The following is an 18,226-nucleotide window of genomic DNA, read 5'->3' as shown; positions in this document are numbered from 1 at the left end:
GTCTTATTAGTTTCCACTTAAATATAAAAACCCAGCTTGCTTATGCCGATTGTTTTGAACAGGATCCCCATATTGATAATCTAGGATATAATAATAGGTTCCTGTGGGAAGTTGTTTGTTGCCTTTAATTGTGGATCGACCTTCAGAATAACCATAAAATAAATTGTTGCCAACTCCATAGTTATCACTTTCATATACTTTTACTCCCCAACGATTGAAAATCATGACGTGTAAATCACGAACCGATCCGTCATTTGGAATATCGATAAAAAAGTAATCGTTGATACCGTCATCATTGGGTGTAACCCCGTTATAGACAGTCAGACCGCCAGGAGAGATAGCTTCTTCCTTAAGTATGCCGAAGGTGAAAACTCCGTATCCACTTACGGCTGTAGTAACTGTTTGGTTATCGTGATCGATTGCTCCACCTTCATTTACCCACATATTTGTTGGTTCATCCCATCGCACAATGGTTAGGATATCTCGATCTGCCGCTTGAATAAAAAGGTTTGGAGTAGTAACATCTCTCCAAGATAGGGTGATAAGCACATCTTCGTTAGTGGTGGTTTTCTCTTCAATGGTCCAATATTCTTTAGGGTCAATTTTATCTATTGCGCCAGCTCTTAGGGTGTGGGAATAGAGCTCATCGGAATTTTCATTATAGAATGTTCCCTTAAAATTAGCCTGGGAATCAGTCGGAGCTGAAATTCCTCCGAAACGATAATATTTTTTATGCCCGATAGGAAAAATAAACCCCGTATTTCCAAATTTGTTCACTCCACCATCCACGTGGCTACGGTCTGAAGTGTTAATATGGTTTGCGTTTTCCCGAAAGGTTATTGCTCCCCCAAAATTTCGGTTGTCAACCACTCCCTCATTAAAATCTGCTATTCCATTTATGTCAATTAACCCTGTTAATAGGAAAGGCACAGTTCTACTTCGGTTTCTAAAATAGACGTTTTGTAGATAACTGGTATTTACTCCGCTTAATATTTGATCCGCACTTCCTATAAAACGTGTGGTTCCTGTTTCCTGATAGAAATCCAAAATTCCGTCATTATTGAAATGGCTATAAATAAAGGCTTCTCCGTCATTATAGAATTCACCGGTTTCAAGGTTGTCCAAGGTTTCAACCGTGGAAAATTGGGTGTTTTCGCTAATATATAGCATCCCTTCATTGGTGGTCTGACCCATCACGTTGAAGGTGAAGAGTATAATCGCGCTAATATTTAATAAAGATTTTTTCATCATTAATTGCTTTTTACTCTTTGATAAATATTTGGATTGGTAATCAGTAAACTTCGACCTTTAAGAGGTACGAAAGTGTGTTCCGGCCTTGAAGGATCATACATAGGGTCGTTCGGATCCAATGGGGTAGGATCTACGGATGTTTCTGGATCCAATGTTTCCTCCAATACATTATTTCCCGATACGGTTGCCAAGTTAAAAACACCTTTGTTGTCGATATCGGTTTGGGTTACTGGATATTCAACGCTATATGTCCAAACTTCATAAGTATTCAGGATTCCATCGCCGTTAGTATCTCCACTCGGCGTAGCATTAATTATTCCACCGAGCATTGGATCGTTCACTTGAAGGTCATAAATGTCGATATCGCCTAAATTTGTAACTGTGAGGGTATAGGTAATCGTTTCACCGGGTTGGGCTATGCCATCGTTGTTTTGGTCATTGAATATGCCGTCCTTTTCTAAGGTGTAAGTTTCACAGGGAATAATATTACGTCCTGTGCCATAACCATCCATCAAGGTTTTTCCAACCACATTTTGCGTTACAATAATTGTATTGGTAGAAGCGGGGTTCCAATTGATCGTATTGAAGGAGTTGCCTCTAAAAAGTTCCAAAGGCTCTAAAAAATAATTAGAACTGGTATGACTGCGCTTGCTGCCATACATACTTACTTTGCCATTAGGAGCGATAATAACTCTAACTATAGGTTTGCCGGGTGCTCCTCTTAATCTCCAAATATCCTGTATGCCACCTTGTTCCCAAATCGTTCCATCCTTAAAGCGAATGTTTTGTATGAGTCCTGTGGATGCCTGAAATTCTATTTCTTGGGAAGCCAACAGAATTCCATTTATATTCATATTGAAAGAGTTGTCCAGTTCAAAAATATCCAGCTGAAATCCGCCATTGGCACCTGGCTGAATCATTGTTTCTGAAATCGTAGGATCCGGGCTATTAGCATAAGACCATTTAAAAGCCTGGCCATCCACAGCCTCTGTACAAATCAATTCGGATATAAGAGGCACGAATGTATGATCGGGCCTGCTAGGATCATAATTAATGTTATTGGGATCCAATGGATTGGGATCTAACGACGTTACCGGGAGCAAATCGTAATTCAGTTCATTTTTACCGCTAACGGAGGCAAGGTTAAAAACACCTTTATTGTTTATGTCGTTTTGCGTAACATTATATTGTACGGTATAGATCCAAGTCTCTCCAATATTCAGAATTCCATCGCTGTTTGTGTCTCCTGAAGGAGCTGCTGCAATTACTCCTCCGAGCATCGGATCCTGGAGAACAACATCATAAATATCAATAACTCCAGTATTAATTACGGTGAGGGTGTAAGTAATGGTTTCTCCAGGTTGCGAGATACCATCTCCGTTTTCATCATTGAATACTCCTTGTTTTTGCAAAGCTATTACTTGACTGTACGGAAGAGATATTGTCTTTATATTATTACAAACTCCACCCAGACCGTTATTCTCACACTCAAAAAATGGATCGGTTGGAGGGATCTCTGGATCGGGGTTTGTAGCGTCCGGATCTGTTACGTCATTAGGCCGCATGATGGTGGCCGTAAATTCGTAGTCGTTAACCGTGATATCAGAATTTACAGTCATTGTGACATCGTACTCCGCCTCACAACCGTTTGGTAAATTTAGAGTAGAGGAATAGGTGCGGGTAACAGGATTAAATGTTAGACTTGTATTCTCTGATCCGCATCCATTTATAGCATTAAAGGAAAAAGTGCTGGGATCGAATCCTTCTGGTACAATAAAACTGAAAGGTGCTGCCTCAACATCACTTGGACCATTGTTTTTTACTTTGATAACAAAAGTCACATCCGTTCCAATGGCTGTTAAATTTGATATATTTGGCGTAATTGAAGGAATTTCCAAATCTGCAATTTTAACTACCACAGTAGTTTCGACTGTCTCCTCCTGGCCTTTGATGAAAGTCCAGGTGTCTATAGCTTTTGCATCTCCGAACTGACCTGACGTGCCTGTTCCGCCAATGCCCCAAATATGTCCGTTACTATTACTACTGATTCCTGAACTTCCTGCCAGATGGCTATTATTAATAGGATTTGGAATACTTCCATTATTACCATAAGTGATATCCGAGTCATCCCAATAAACGATATCTGATATTGGAAGCTGGTTTCCATTATTTGTTAATTCTACGTGGTCTAACAATTCCACTATTGTACCGTTTTTATTGTACTCCATGTCGATAAATGGAAAATGTACTTCTGCACCCTGCAATTGGACAGTTACTCTCGATGGTGCATCTCCAATAGGCAGCGGATTGCCATTACCATCCTTTCCATCCCAAAGAACGCTGTTTTGACCCGCGGAGGATGAACCAGAAAGTATGCGAGTTTCAAATCTTGCGGGTGATTCATTGCTCTCAATGGTAATTTTATATTGTCCTTGGGCTCCGGCCAAGAATTTTATATATCCACCTTTATTTCCAACTTGGCCCAGAGTTCCGTCCACCCCATAAATTTCAACTCCGGAAACATCTGGCTCTATTACTTCATTCTTTAACCAAGTGTTGCCACCTGGCACAGCTCCAGAAGCCATGGTAGGCAGGTCGGTTGAGGGGAGGGTATAAAACATTTTATGGGTAATATGTCTCTGAGTGTCGGCGCTATTAGGGTTATGTGCTTGGTTCCCAAAATTCTGCGATTTGTTCAAACTCTTATATAGTGGTTCTTGAGTAGAACCGTTTACGAATCCATTATTGTTTACATAAAATGTGAACCAAATTCCATTGTTTCCATTATTGTTTACTCGGTAGGTATATCCATCCTTAGTTAATACATATACTATTCCATCAAAACCCTTATTAACTACGTCTTGATTTCCATTGGAGAGATTAAGGACATTAGTATAGACTCGGCCTTGAATAAAACCAGTATTTGTCGAATTGATTACCGATATATCCCACGCCATAATTGCTGCTGTATTAGGTTGAACCCAATTGGCATTTGCGTCATATTGATTTGTAGGATTGCTGGTGCCGCGAGCTAGAAATTCTATTCGGTAAATTCCCGGGATGCTTACCGGATGATAAATCGGTAAATATTTATTTCCTCCAGCCGGTTCATTAAACAAAAGTGGTCCTGCAAGTTCCGCTGCCCGATTTGGAATGTTACCTCCAGACAGATCATCTATTAGCATCGTTCCATCAGGTGCGTAAAGACGAATTCGTTGATTTCCTGATGACCTCTGCGCACTTGAAGCAAGAGTAAGAATTTCCCCGACTTCGGCATAGACATAATGGATCCCATTATTTGCAAATGGCCAATATTCGTTGGTGCCGGTGTTCGCTCTTAGATGTCCCCGAAGACCTGTCTTTCCTAAAGGATACAAATCTTTGGAACCGTCTGCCCAAGCACTCACACTAAACAAGGAAATGCAAAGTAGGAGCAAGGAAGGTAGAAATTTTAATATTTTAATATTTAATGTCGTTTTCATTGTAATTGCATTCTTAAGTTTTTTTAGAATAAACTAGATAAGTTATGCTGTTGGGATGAAAATCCCAACAGCATTTCACTTACCTATTATTTCACTACAAAAACGATAGTCATATATGATGCTTCCGTTGCATTTCCTATGATGTCATAAGTCAACAATCCATTTGCATCAATAGATAAATTGGCAAATACAGTTGTATCATAATATGTAATATGGTATTCTAACTCATTTGCGGGTAGGGTAGGGATTGCATTGGTTGCCCCTGAACTACTCACTAAAGTCGGATTTCCTGTTCCTGTAAACTGCGCCTGATATTCTGAGTGAAGGTTTCGGGTAAAGGTGCCGTTCACCGAGGTATCAAAAATAATTGCAGGCATATAGAAGAACTTAGGCATTGCTGCTTTTATCGCTCTTAGTGTACCGTCCGTTTCAACAACCACTAAACGATCTTCAACTGTTCCTGCCTCTAAACCTGCTATAGCAAGGGTATTAGTTGCATCGGTAGTAATAGTTGTCGGTTCGATCAAGGTACCTCCTAATTTAATATCCAAACCATCCTTATTGAGACCATTGGTAGCGTCTACTATTTCTCCAACTTCAGATTGATCCACCCAAACTGGATTACCATTTATATCTGTGGTAAGTACTTGATCTGGATCAGCAGTTGCAATGTCTTCAGGCAAGATGGTCCCATCTAAAATCTTATCTGATGTGATTGCGTCATCACCAACTTTTTCGTTAGTAACTGCGCCATCAGAGATTTTATCTGTTGTGATACCACCATCGGCAATTTGAATTCCTGCATCGGCCAGAAGCTTATTAAGTCCATCGGTAACCCCAATGAATTCTAAGCCACCATCCACAGTTAAATCTCCCTTGTTTAAAGTTATCGTGTTTGAGATTTCTTCAATTGCCCCTTGAACATTGGTGGCTGTAAAACCATTCGTTGAATTGTCAAAGGCAATCGCATCGGCATTGGTATCGATCGTAGTGATAACGTTCCCAGCAGCATCCGTAAAGGTATAAACTCCATCAAGTACGGTTACCGAAGTAGTGTTCGCATCGATTACCACAACAGTTCCGTCCACAGCCGTGTGGGTGTAGGTTCCATTTCCGTTGTCAACAAGTTCATCAGAAGTATTTGCCAGGTTATTGGCAAGCTCATCGATGGCAGCCTGAACGTCTGAAGCGGTAAGGCCAGAAGCAGTGTTGTCAAAAGCAATCGCATCCGCATTGGTGTCGATCGTAGTGATAACGTTTCCAGCAGCATCAGTAAATGTATAAACTCCATCAAGTACGGTTACCGAAGTAGTGTTCGCATCAATGATTACGACAGTTCCGTCAACCGCAGTGTGGGTGTAGGTACCATTTCCGTTATCAACCAGCTCATCGGAAGTGTTAGCAAGGTTATTGGCAAGCTCGTCGATGGCAGCCTGAACATCGGAAGCGGTAAGGCCAGAAACAGTGTTGTCAAAAGCAATCGCATCCGCATTGGTGTCGATCGTAGTGATAACGTTTCCAGCAGCATCAGTAAATGTATAAACTCCATCAAGTACGGTTACCGAAGTAGTGTTCGCATCGATTACCACAACAGTTCCGTCCACAGCCGTGTGGGTGTAGGTTCCATTTCCGTTGTCAACCAGCTCATCTGAAGTGTTAGCCAGGTTATTGGCAAGCTCGTCGATGGCAGCCTGAACATCGGAAGCGGTAAGGCCAGAAGCAGTATTGTCAAAAGCAATCGCATCCGCATTGGTATCGATCGTAGTGATAACGTTTCCAGCAGCATCCGTAAAGGTATAAACTCCATCAAGTACGGTTACCGAAGTAGTGTTCGCATCGATTACCACAACAGTTCCGTCAACCGCAGTGTGGGTGTAGGTTCCATTTCCGTTATCAACCAGCTCATCAGAAGTATTTGCCAGGTTATTGGCAAGCTCGTCGATGGCAGCCTGAACATCGGAAGCGGTAAGGCCAGAAGCAGTATTGTCAAAAGCAATGGCATCCGCATTGGTGTCGATCGTAGTGATTACGTTCCCAGCTGCATCCGTAAAGGTATAAACTCCATCAAGTACGGTTACCGAAGTAGTGTTCGCATCGATTACCACAACAGTTCCGTCCACAGCCGTGTGGGTGTAGGTTCCATTTCCGTTATCAACCAGCTCATCAGAAGTGTTTGCCAGATTATTGGCAAGCTCGTCGATGGCAGCCTGAACATCAGAAGCGGTAAGTCCAGAAACAGTATTGTCAAAAGCAATGGCATCCGCATTGGTATCGATCGTAGTGATAACGTTCCCAGCAGCATCCGTAAAGGTATAAACTCCATCAAGTACGGTTACCGAAGTAGTGTTCGCATCAATGATTACGACAGTTCCGTCAACCGCAGTGTGGGTGTAGGTTCCATTTCCGTTGTCAACCAGCTCATCAGAAGTGTTTGCCAGATTGTTGGCAAGCTCGTCGATGGCAGCCTGAACGTCGGAAGCGGTAAGGCCAGAAACAGTATTGTCAAAAGCAATGGCATCCGCATTGGTATCGATCGTAGTGATAACGTTCCCAGCTGCATCCGTAAAGGTATAAACTCCATCAAGTACGGTTACCGAAGTAGTGTTCGCATCGATTACCACAACCGTTCCGTCAACCGCCGTGTGCGTGTAGGTTCCGTCACCGTTGTCAACAAGCTCATCAGAAGTGTTTGCCAGGTTATTGGCAAGCTCGTCGATGGCAGCCTGAACGTCGGAAGCGGTAAGGCCAGAAACAGTATTGTCAAAAGCAATCGCATCCGCATTGGTATCGATCGTAGTGATAACGTTCCCAGCAGCATCCGTAAAGGTATAAACTCCATCAAGTACGGTTACCGAAGTAGTGTTCGCATCGATTACCACAACAGTTCCGTCCACAGCCGTGTGTGTGTAGGTTCCATTTCCGTTGTCAACCAGCTCATCAGAAGTATTTGCCAGGTTATTGGCAAGCTCGTCGATGGCAGCCTGAACATCGGAAGCGGTAAGGCCAGAAACAGTATTGTCAAAAGCAATCGCATCCGCATTGGTATCGATCGTAGTGATAACGTTTCCAGCTGCATCCGTAAAGGTATAAACTCCATCCAAAACAGTTACCGAAGTAGTGTTCGCATCAATGATCACAACAGTTCCGTCCACCGCCGTGTGGGTGTAGGTACCATCTCCGTTGTCAACCAGCTCATCAGAAGTATTTGCCAGGTTATTGGCAAGCTCGTCGATGGCAGCCTGAACATCGGAAGCGGTAAGGCCAGAAGCAGTATTGTCAAAAGCAATGGCATCCGCATTGGTATCGATCGTAGTGATCACGTTTCCAGCAGCATCCGTAAAGGTATAAACTCCATCCAAAACAGTTACCGAAGTAGTATTCGCATCAATGATCACAACTGTTCCGTCAACCGCAGTGTGGGTGTAGGTACCATTTCCGTTATCAACCAGCTCATCGGAAGTGTTAGCAAGGTTATTGGCAAGCTCGTCGATGGCAGCCTGAACATCGGAAGCGGTAAGGCCAGAAACAGTGTTGTCAAAAGCAATCGCATCCGCATTGGTATCGATCGTAGTGATAACGTTTCCAGCAGCATCCGTAAAGGTATAAACTCCATCCAGTACGGTTACCGAAGTAGTGTTCGCATCGATTACCACAACCGTTCCGTCAACCGCAGTGTGGGTGTAGGTACCATTTCCGTTATCAACCAGCTCATCGGAAGTGTTAGCAAGGTTATTGGCAAGCTCGTCGATGGCAGCCTGAACATCGGAAGCGGTAAGGCCAGAAACAGTGTTGTCAAAAGCAATCGCATCCGCATTGGTATCGATCGTAGTGATCACGTTTCCAGCAGCATCCGTAAAGGTATAAACTCCATCAAGTACGGTTACCGAAGTAGTGTTCGCATCGATTACCACAACAGTTCCGTCAACCGCAGTGTGGGTGTAGGTTCCATTTCCGTTGTCAACCAGCTCATCAGAAGTGTTTGCCAGGTTATTGGCAAGCTCGTCGATGGCAGCCTGAACATCAGAAGCGGTAAGGCCAGAAACAGTGTTGTCAAAAGCAATCGCATCCGCATTGGTATCGATCGTAGTGATAATGTTCCCAGCAGCATCAGTAAAGGTATAAACTCCATCAAGTACGGTTACCGAAGTAGTGTTCCCATCAATGATCACAACAGTTCCGTCCACAGCCGTGTGGGTGTAGGTTCCATTTCCGTTGTCAACCAGCTCATCGGAAGTGTTAGCAAGGTTATTGGCAAGCTCATCAATGGCAGCCTGAACATCGGAAGCTGTAAGTCCAGAAGCAGTATTGTCAAAAGCAATGGCATCCGCATTGGTGTCGATCGTAGTGATCACGTTCCCAGCAGCATCCGTAAAGGTATAAACTCCATCAAGTACGGTTACCGAAGTAGTGTTCGCATCGATTACCACAACCGTTCCGTCCACAGCCGTGTGGGTGTAGGTTCCATTTCCGTTATCAACCAGCTCATCAGAAGTGTTAGCCAGGTTATTGGCAAGTTCATCAATGGCAGCCTGAACATCGGAAGCGGTAAGTCCAGAAACAGTATTGTCAAAAGCAATGGCATCCGCATTGGTGTCGATCGTAGTGATCACGTTTCCAGCAGCATCCGTAAATGTATAAACTCCATCAAGTACGGTTACCGAAGTAGTGTTCGCATCGATTACCACAACAGTTCCGTCCACAGCCGTGTGGGTGTAGGTACCATTTCCGTTGTCAATTAATGAATCTGAGCCAGCATTGATCAGATTCATAATTTCATCGTATATAGCACCGTTATTTTGAATATTGTTTACTACATCTCCAATAACGTCTACAGTAATAGAATCGCCATTGGCATTGGTAAATATATAAGTACCATCGCCATTGTTTATCATTGTAGTGGTATTGGCGTCGAAGGTTACACTATTTCCATCTTCATCGGTATAAGTAAAGGTGCCATCTCCGTTGTCAATTATGGCGGTTAGAGCTTGATTCTGCTCTACAAGATAAGTAAAGTACTCCTCGATGTTATTGTAGATATTTCCTCCTACTGTTACTGGACCGCCGTATACTATATTCTCAAAGTTGTTGATAATGTCAGCAGGTATATCAATTATTACGGGATTTCCATCTGCTCCGATTACAGTATAAGTTCCGTTTCCATTGTCGGTAATATTCGCTCTAGTGGCGTCGAAAGTAACAACTGCTCCGGCCTCATTAGTATAGGTAAAGGTGCCGTCACCGTTATCTACCAAGATCGTTACAGTCTCATTAGCTACGATGACTGAAGAGATGGTTGCCCATTCCAGATCTCCCGCTGCATTGGTGATCAGCATAGAATCCGGTGCGCCTGCTTGTACAGAAACGATATATGGATCCGCAGCGGTTCCTGTACCGGTTACGGTGATCATATCGCCGCCATCCAGGTTTACGCTGGCATTTGCCAGACTGATGATGTACTCTTCAATTGTAGTATAGGTAGTTCCGTTGATGGTAACCGGACCATCGTTTACGATGGTCTCAAAGTTTGCCACCACGGAAGCTGGAACGTCTATAATGGTTACCGTTCCGTCCTCAGAAGTATAGGTATAAGTTCCGTTGGCATTGTCAATTAATGTAGTAACGGTCTCGTTGTCCTGAACGATAGAGGCAATGGTTGCCCATTCCAGATCTCCTGAAGCATTGGTGATCAGCATAGAATCCGGTGCACCTGCTTGTACAGACACGATATATGGGTCTGCAGCTGTTCCTGTTCCGGTCACGGTGATCATGTCGCCACCGTCCAAGTTCACGCTGGCGTTGGCCAAGCTGATGATGTACTCTTCTATCGTGGTATAGGTAGTTCCGTTGATGGTAACCGGACCATCGTTTACGATAGTCTCAAAGTTTGCCACCACGGAAGCGGGAACGTCTATAATGGTTACCGTTCCGTCCTCGGAAGTATAGGTATAAGTTCCGTTAGCATTGTCAATTAATGTAGTAACGGTCTCGTTGTCCTGAACGATAGAGGCAATGGTTGCCCACTCCAGGTCACCCGCTGCATTGGTGATCAGCATGGAATCCGGTGCGCCTGCCTGTACAGAAACGATATACGGATCCGCAGCAGTTCCTGTACCGGTTACGGTGATCATATCGCCACCGTCCAGGTTCACGCTGGCGTTGGCAAGGCTGATGATGTACTCTTCAATTGTAGTATAGGTATTCCCGTTGATGGTAACCGGACCATCGTTTACGATAGTCTCAAAGTTTGCCACCACGGAAGCGGGAACGTCTATAATGGTTACCGTTCCGTCCTCGGAAGTATAGGTATAAGTTCCGTTAGCATTGTCAATTAATGTAGTAACGGTCTCGTTCGCCTGAACGATAGAGGCAATGGTTGCCCATTCCAGATCTCCCGCTGCATTGGTGATCAGCATAGAATCAGGAGCACCCGCAGTCACGGATACCACATACGGATCCGCAGCTGTTCCTGTACCGGTTACGGTGATCATATCGCCGCCATCCAGGTTTACGCTGGCGTTGGCAAGGCTGATGATGTACTCTTCAATTGTAGTATAGGTATTCCCGTTGATGGTAACCGGACCGTCGTTTACGATGGTCTCAAAGTTTGCCACTACGGAAGCTGGAACGTCTATAATGGTTACCGTTCCATCCTCGCTGGTGTAAGTATAAGTTCCGTTGGCATTGTCAATTAATGTAGTAACGGTCTCGTTGTCCTGAACGATAGAGGCAATGGTTGCCCATTCCAGATCTCCCGCTGCATTGGTGATCAGCATGGAATCCGGTGCACCTGCCTGTACAGAAACGATATACGGATCCGCAACTGTTCCTGTACCGGTCACGGTGATCATATCACCGCCGTCCAGGTTTACGCTGGCATTTGCCAAGCTGATGATGTACTCTTCTATCGTGGTATAGGTAGTTCCGTTGATGGTAACCGGACCATCGTTTACGATAGTCTCAAAGTTTGCCACCACGGAAGCGGGAACGTCTATAATGGTTACTGTTCCGTCCTCGGAAGTATAGGTATAAGTTCCGTTGGCATTGTCAATTAATGTAGTAACGGTCTCGTTGTCCTGAACGATAGAGGCAATGGTTGCCCACTCCAGGTCACCCGCTGCATTGGTGATCAGCATGGAATCCGGTGCGCCTGCTTGTACAGAAACGATATATGGATCCGCAGCGGTTCCTGTACCGGTCACGGTGATCATATCGCCGCCGTCCAGGTTCACGCTGGCGTTTGCCAAGCTGATGATGTACTCTTCTATCGTGGTATAGGTAGTTCCGTTGATGGTAACCGGACCGTCGTTTACGATGGTCTCAAAGTTTGCCACCACGGAAGCGGGAACGTCTATAATGGTTACCGTTCCGTCCTCGCTGGTGTAAGTATAAGTTCCGTTAGCATTGTCAATTAATGTAGTAACGGTCTCGTTGTCCTGAACGATAGAGGCAATGGTTGCCCACTCCAGATCTCCCGCTGCATTGGTGATCAACATAGAATCCGGTGCACCTGCCTGTACAGAAACGATATATGGATCCGCAACTGTTCCTGTTCCGGTCACGGTGATCATATCACCGCCGTTCAGGTTTACGCTGGCGTTTGCCAAGCTGATGATGTACTCTTCAATTGTGGTATAGGTAGTTCCGTTGATGGTAACCGGACCGTCGTTTACGATGGTCTCAAAGTTTGCCACCACGGAAGCTGGAACGTCTATAATGGTTACCGTTCCGTCCTCGGAAGTATAGGTATAAGTTCCGTTGGAATTGTCAATTAATGTAGTAATGGTCTCGTTCGCCTGAACGATAGAGGCAATGGTTGCCCATTCCAGATCTCCCGCTGCATTGGTGATCAACATAGAATCCGGTGCACCTGCCTGTACAGAAACGATATATGGATCCGCAACTGTTCCTGTACCGGTCACGGTGATCATATCACCGCCGTCCAGGTTTACGCTGGCATTTGCCAGACTGATGATGTACTCTTCAATTGTAGTATAGGTAGTTCCGTTGATGGTAACCGGACCGTCGTTTACGATGGTCTCAAAATTGGCTACCACGGAAGCTGGAACGTCGATAATGGTTACCGTTCCGTCCTCAGAAGTATAGGTATAAGTTCCGTTGGCATTGTCAATTAATGTAGTAACGGTCTCGTTGTCCTGAACGATAGAGGCAATGGTTGCCCATTCCAGATCTCCCGCTGCATTGGTGATCAGCATAGAATCAGGAGCACCCGCAGTCACGGATACCACATACGGATCCGCAGCTGTTCCTGTACCGGTTACGGTGATCATATCGCCGCCATCCAGGTTTACGCTGGCGTTGGCAAGGCTGATGATGTACTCTTCAATTGTAGTATAGGTATTCCCGTTGATGGTAACCGGACCGTCGTTTACGATGGTCTCAAAGTTTGCCACCACGGAAGCTGGAACGTCTATAATGGTTACCGTTCCATCCTCAGAAGTATAGGTATAAGTTCCGTTGGCATTGTCAATTAATGTAGTAATGGTCTCGTTCGCCTGAACGATAGAGGCAATGGTTGCCCATTCCAAATCTCCCGCTGCATTGGTGATCAGCATGGAATCAGGAGCACCTGCTTGTACAGAAACGATATATGGGTCTGCAGCGGTTCCTGTACCGGTTACGGTGATCATATCGCCACCGTCCAGGTTTACGCTGGCGTTTGCCAAGCTGATGATGTACTCTTCTATCGTGGTATAGGTAGTTCCGTTGATGGTAACCGGGCCGTCGTTTACGATGGTCTCAAAGTTTGATACAACCGATGCGGGAACATCTATAATGGTTACAGTTCCATCCTCGCTGGTGTAAGTATAAGTTCCGTTGGCATTATCAATTAATGTAGTAAGGGTCTCGTTCGCCTGAACGATAGAGGCAATGGTTGCCCATTCCAGATCTCCTGAAGCATTGGTGATCAACATAGAATCCGGTGCGCCTGCTTCTACAGAAACGATATACGGATCCGCAGCTGTTCCTGTTCCGGTCACGGTGATCATATCACCACCGTCCAGGTTTACGCTGGCATTTGCCAAGCTGATGATGTACTCTTCAATTGTAGTATAGTTAGTTCCGTTGATGGTAACCGGACCGTCGTTTACGATGGTCTCAAAATTGGCTACCACGGAAGCGGGAACGTCTATAATGGTTACAGTTCCATCCTCGGAAGTATAGGTATAAGTTCCGTTGGCATTGTCAATTAATGTAGTAACGGTCTCGTTGTCCTGAACGATAGAGGCAATGGTTGCCCATTCCAGGTCACCCGCTGCATTGGTGATCAGCATGGAATCAGGAGCACCCGCGGTCACGGATACCACATACGGATCCGCAACGGTTCCTGTACCGGTTACGGTGATCATATCACCGCCGTCCAGGTTTACGCTGGCGTTGGCCAAGCTGATGATGTACTCTTCAATTGTAGTATAGGTAGTACCGTTGATGGTAACCGGACCATCGTTTACGATGGTCTCAAAATTGGCTACCACGGAAGCTGGAACGTCTATGATTGTTACTGTTCCATCCTCGGAAGTATAGGTATAAGTTCCGTTGGCATTGTCAATTAAAGTTGTTACTGTTTGAAAGTTCTGGATAATCGTTTCCAGATTAATTGATGTTACTACCCCATTCTCATCGGTATATTCCAACGTTTTTCCATCTGGGTTTATAGCTAAATAGGTCAGGGTTTCAAGGTTCGAAATACTAATAGTTGTTGTATTTCCCTGTTCATCGGTATAGGTAAAGGTTCCGTCACCGTTATCGACAATAGTGGTAAGTGTCTCATAGTTCTTTATAATTAATTCCAGATCTATACTTGTCACTACTCCATCCTCATCGGTATATTCCAATGTCTTTCCATCAGGGTTTAACGCTAAATAAGTGAGGGTCTCAAGAGTGGACATATCAATAGTTGTAATATTCCCATCTTCGTCAGTATAAGAAAAGGTTCCATCTCCATTATCAATAATGGAAGTGAGGGTTTCAAAATTCCTGATCACTGTTGCCAGATCGATTGTTGATATAACGCCATCTTCATCCGTATATTCAAGAGTATGCCCATCTGCGTTTAATCCCAAATAGGTAAGAGTTTCCAGATCGGATATGTTAATTATCTGAATGTCACCATTTTCATCTATATAGGTGAATTGATTGTTTGTGATATCCCAAAAAACTATATAATCTGGGAGATCGGTTTCAGTTAAAAGCCTGTTCCATTTTTCTTGGTACCAATAATAATAGCCTGGGGAAAGCGTCGCGCTTGTGTTGATATTATATACCAAAAGGCTTTCCAAGTTACCCGCAGTAATTGTTGTCCGATCGGTTACGCTGGTCAACGGAACCTGTGGAATAAGAATACCTCGGTTAGAGGATTTTATTTCCAATTGTGTTGATGGATTTGGCATATCCGTGCCAATTCCAACTTGTGCAAAAAGAAAATTACCCGTGATTAGAACAAATAGTAGTAATAGTTTTTTCATAATTAATGGTAAAAATTGGTTCTGTTGAGATCGTCAGATAAAAAAATCCAAGGAAGAATAACCTGTCTCCCTAGATCTTGTTATGTGATAATTTTTTAACTTTAAATTAACTTAAAGCTTCGTGTGTTGCAAAGATAGCTCTGAAGGGAAGGGGGATTATATTGTCAGGATGTCCGAATTCCACAATTCAGACATGCTGTAATTGATTGACTGTAAGTGTAGTATGGAAAACAGGAGTTTAAAAGAAAATATAGGGTAGTTTTTTTGGTGCCCCGATGATTTATGGAGAAAGTTTTAAAAGGGCGAAACCCATTTAACTTTAGAAGAAATAAATTTTTGAAAATTCCGATTAAGCTCGATAAATTTCAAAATTTTATACAGATAGGTAGGGGAAAATTAATGTAGCAGGGAAACAATTAGTTTCTAGAAATATAATCTTCAGAAAGTTGTTCTTTAGATCCATTACCGAGTTTATCTATATAATCTGATGGCGAACAACCTACCATACTTCTAAATTCAGCAGAAAATTTACTGTGTGAGGAAAATCCGCTCTCATTTGCGAGATAACTGATCTTATAGTTTAAATATTCGGAGTCAGTTTTTAATTTTTGTAATATGTAATTAATACGCAACTCATTTATGTAATTATTGTAATCCTTACTTTTATATTTTTTCAGAATATATCGTAAGTATTTATGATTGGTATTTAAAATTCCGGCAAGTTTAGAAAAAGACATATCTTTCTCAAGAAAATCATTAGAAGCTTCAAATTTTTCTAGGTTAGAGAGAATAACTTCTTCCGTTCTGGATGGTAAGGATAGTTCGGGCCTTGTACCGTTTTCTTTAAATTCATTTTCAGAATTCTTAAAATGGGATTTTCTTTTAATAAAAAGTATAAATCCTCCAATTATTAAAACAGATAAGCCTATCCCAATATATAAAATATTTTTATTGGTTTTGGAATCGGGTGTTTCGTTGAGGACGTTGTAAGCATCATTAACCAATAATTTATGTTTGGCAGTATTTTTTCTCTGTATTGCTAAATACTCACTATTATATTTTGTGAAACTATCACCTTGTTTTGTAGTGTTGTAATATTCGGCAAAGGTTTCATAAACTTTTTGTTTTAAATTACCGTGATTCCCATTTTCTGAAATTATCAAAGCTTTATCGAGATAAGCTTTTGCGCTATCCGGGTTTTTAGTTTCCAGAAGAGCTTGGGCATATCCTTGATATATAAGTGCGGCCCATAGAGATGAACCTGATTCAGCAGCATTAATGAATCCGTCGGCAAGGGCAAAATGCTTCAAGGCTTTTTCAGAATTATTCAAGCCCATATTTGCCCGGGCGAGAATTGCGTTGGAGTTTGCCAGGAGAAAATTTTTGAACTGGGGATTTTCCTCCTGCTCGTATCCCATCATTGCCAACTTAATATAATCAATGGCAGAATGAAAATCACCTTCTTCCATCGCATAATCGGCCAATTCCTCATTTGCCATAGCCGTATATTTTACGACCTGCACCTTGTTCTCAATATTTTGGCTTAATTCAATTCCCTTTTGAATGGCACTTTTTCCTTCATCGTAAAAACCGATACTACGATATTGCGTAGACAGAAATCCGTAGATTCGGGATTGAAAATTATAATCTTTTTCATTCTCCGCTAATTTTAGGGCTTTTCGGGCCAAAACTATCGCTTCACCACGTTTCTCCTGTTTATCGAGAATATCAGCTTTGAGCATTAGGGATTTATACCGTTGTTTCTCGCTGGTAGAATATATGTAAAGTGAATCCGCCATGAGCATTGCCCTATGGGGATTTTCAGAAATTACTTGTACTGCAATGTGATAAAACACGCTGTCGAATGCCTTGTCCACTTTCTCATTTTGGGAAATAAGAGTGAAGCAGGTCAATAAAAGGGATGCCCCAAACAGAAATTTTATCATCATCTTTCTCACACTTTATTCAAACTGTTAATAAGTGCAATAATATCATTTATTAACAGATAATTAAATTAGTATGGAGGTTTTAACAATTATTCATTTAGATTATAATAAATTCCAACATAAATATTTCAAAAGAGCATGTAATATAAAACTTCGGAAATCCGTAAATAAAAAACCCATTTTAAATTGGGAAAATTCAATATAAAATGGATTCAATATTATTATTCAGAGTACTAAGCCTCTGGATGGTTATCCGTTGCTTTCATAGACCAGGCGTCGAGCATCCAACTAATTTTTTCGATGTGTCCTATATAGCCACCAATCATATCTATAGTTCCTTCATCTTCTGCTTTCTCTGCTGTGTCCACAACCTCACGCATTTGTTTTAAAAGTTTTCCGTGGTCTTCCAGAAGTTTTTTAACCATTTCCATGTCCTTGGTATTCTCAGAATCTTCCTTAATACTGCTCATTTTCAGATAATCTGAAAAATTACTGGTTGGTTGATAGCGCAGGGTCAAAATTCGTTCGGCAATCTCATCGATTTTCGTCTTGGCATCCTCGTACATTTCCTCGAATTTAATATGTAAATCAAAAAAATTATGTCCCACAACATTCCAATGGAAATTGCGGACTTTTTGATAATATAAGTGGTAGTCCGCCAATAATATGTTTAGTTGTTTTGCGGTTGCGGCGGTTTTCTTTTTGTCTAAATTTAAATAACCCATGTTTATTTTTTTTAAGTTTTCCCAAATATAACCAAAGCATAGAGCAGAACCAACTTAATAAGACGATTTTACCTTTATTTAACTAGCAAACAGGAGTTGTTGAATTTATTTTCCTTACAACTATTGTACATTATATAACGAGAAGAGTTTCTAATGAAAGTTGTTTAATATAAAGTATAATTTGTGTTACCTAGCTCGAAATAAGGAAGGATGAATTTTGTATTTCTGCATTGTTCGTTATCTTAACATAAAAGCGAATTCCCTCTAGATATTAGCGTTTAATTTGAAGTTTGTTTTATTATAGCTAATCACTTGTTAAGCAAATTGCACAAGTTCAT

5 protein-coding genes are annotated in these 18,226 nt (G+C 42.5%); all 5 read right to left on the bottom strand.

What is annotated here, in order from left to right; genetic code table 11:
• Positions 1–6: 6 nt before the first annotated feature.
• The 5 genes from EI546_RS05775 to EI546_RS05755 all read right to left on the bottom strand — a co-directional run bounded on the left by EI546_RS05775 (position 7) and on the right by EI546_RS05755 (position 17,888).
• Positions 7–1,251 (bottom strand): gliding motility-associated C-terminal domain-containing protein, encoded by a 1,245-nt coding sequence (locus tag EI546_RS05775; RefSeq protein WP_240673169.1) that lies wholly within the window; start codon positions 1,249–1,251, stop codon positions 7–9.
• The gene (locus tag EI546_RS05770; RefSeq protein ID WP_128249652.1) at positions 1,251–4,733 is read right to left on the bottom strand and encodes a DUF7507 domain-containing protein; all 3,483 of its coding nucleotides are present in this window, start codon (positions 4,731–4,733) and stop codon (positions 1,251–1,253) included. Before EI546_RS05770 ends, EI546_RS05775 begins: the two co-directional genes overlap by 1 nt.
• Positions 4,734–4,819: 86 nt before the next feature.
• A complete protein-coding gene (locus EI546_RS05765; RefSeq protein WP_128249651.1) occupies positions 4,820–15,217 on the bottom strand; it encodes a hypothetical protein in 10,398 nt (3,465 codons plus the stop codon).
• 416 nt (positions 15,218–15,633) lie between these two features.
• A complete protein-coding gene (locus EI546_RS05760) occupies positions 15,634–17,166 on the bottom strand; it encodes a helix-turn-helix domain-containing protein (protein ID WP_128249650.1) in 1,533 nt (510 codons plus the stop codon).
• 230 nt (positions 17,167–17,396) lie between these two features.
• Positions 17,397–17,888: a Dps family protein gene (locus EI546_RS05755; protein ID WP_128249649.1), complete on the bottom strand. Its 492-nt coding sequence runs from the start codon at positions 17,886–17,888 to the stop codon at positions 17,397–17,399.
• Between the last annotated feature and the right edge of the window lie 338 nt (positions 17,889–18,226).

It is taken from the genome of Aequorivita sp. H23M31 (assembly GCF_004022485.1).
In the GTDB taxonomy this organism is placed as follows: Bacteria; Bacteroidota; Bacteroidia; order Flavobacteriales; family Flavobacteriaceae; genus Aequorivita; species Aequorivita ciconiae.
Note: the sequence above shows the minus strand (reverse complement) of the source record. Positions and strands in the feature narration are given on the sequence as shown.

Excerpts from the sequence above, each read along its gene's own strand:
- EI546_RS05775 (WP_240673169.1), bottom strand. The coding sequence starts at position 1,251 with ATGATGAAAAAATCTTTATTAAATATTAGCGCGATTATACTCTTCACC.
- EI546_RS05770 (WP_128249652.1), bottom strand. The coding sequence starts at position 4,733 with ATGAAAACGACATTAAATATTAAAATATTAAAATTTCTACCTTCCTTG.
- EI546_RS05765 (WP_128249651.1), bottom strand. The coding sequence starts at position 15,217 with ATGAAAAAACTATTACTACTATTTGTTCTAATCACGGGTAATTTTCTT.
- EI546_RS05760 (WP_128249650.1), bottom strand. The coding sequence starts at position 17,166 with ATGATGATAAAATTTCTGTTTGGGGCATCCCTTTTATTGACCTGCTTC.
- EI546_RS05755 (WP_128249649.1), bottom strand. The coding sequence starts at position 17,888 with ATGGGTTATTTAAATTTAGACAAAAAGAAAACCGCCGCAACCGCAAAA.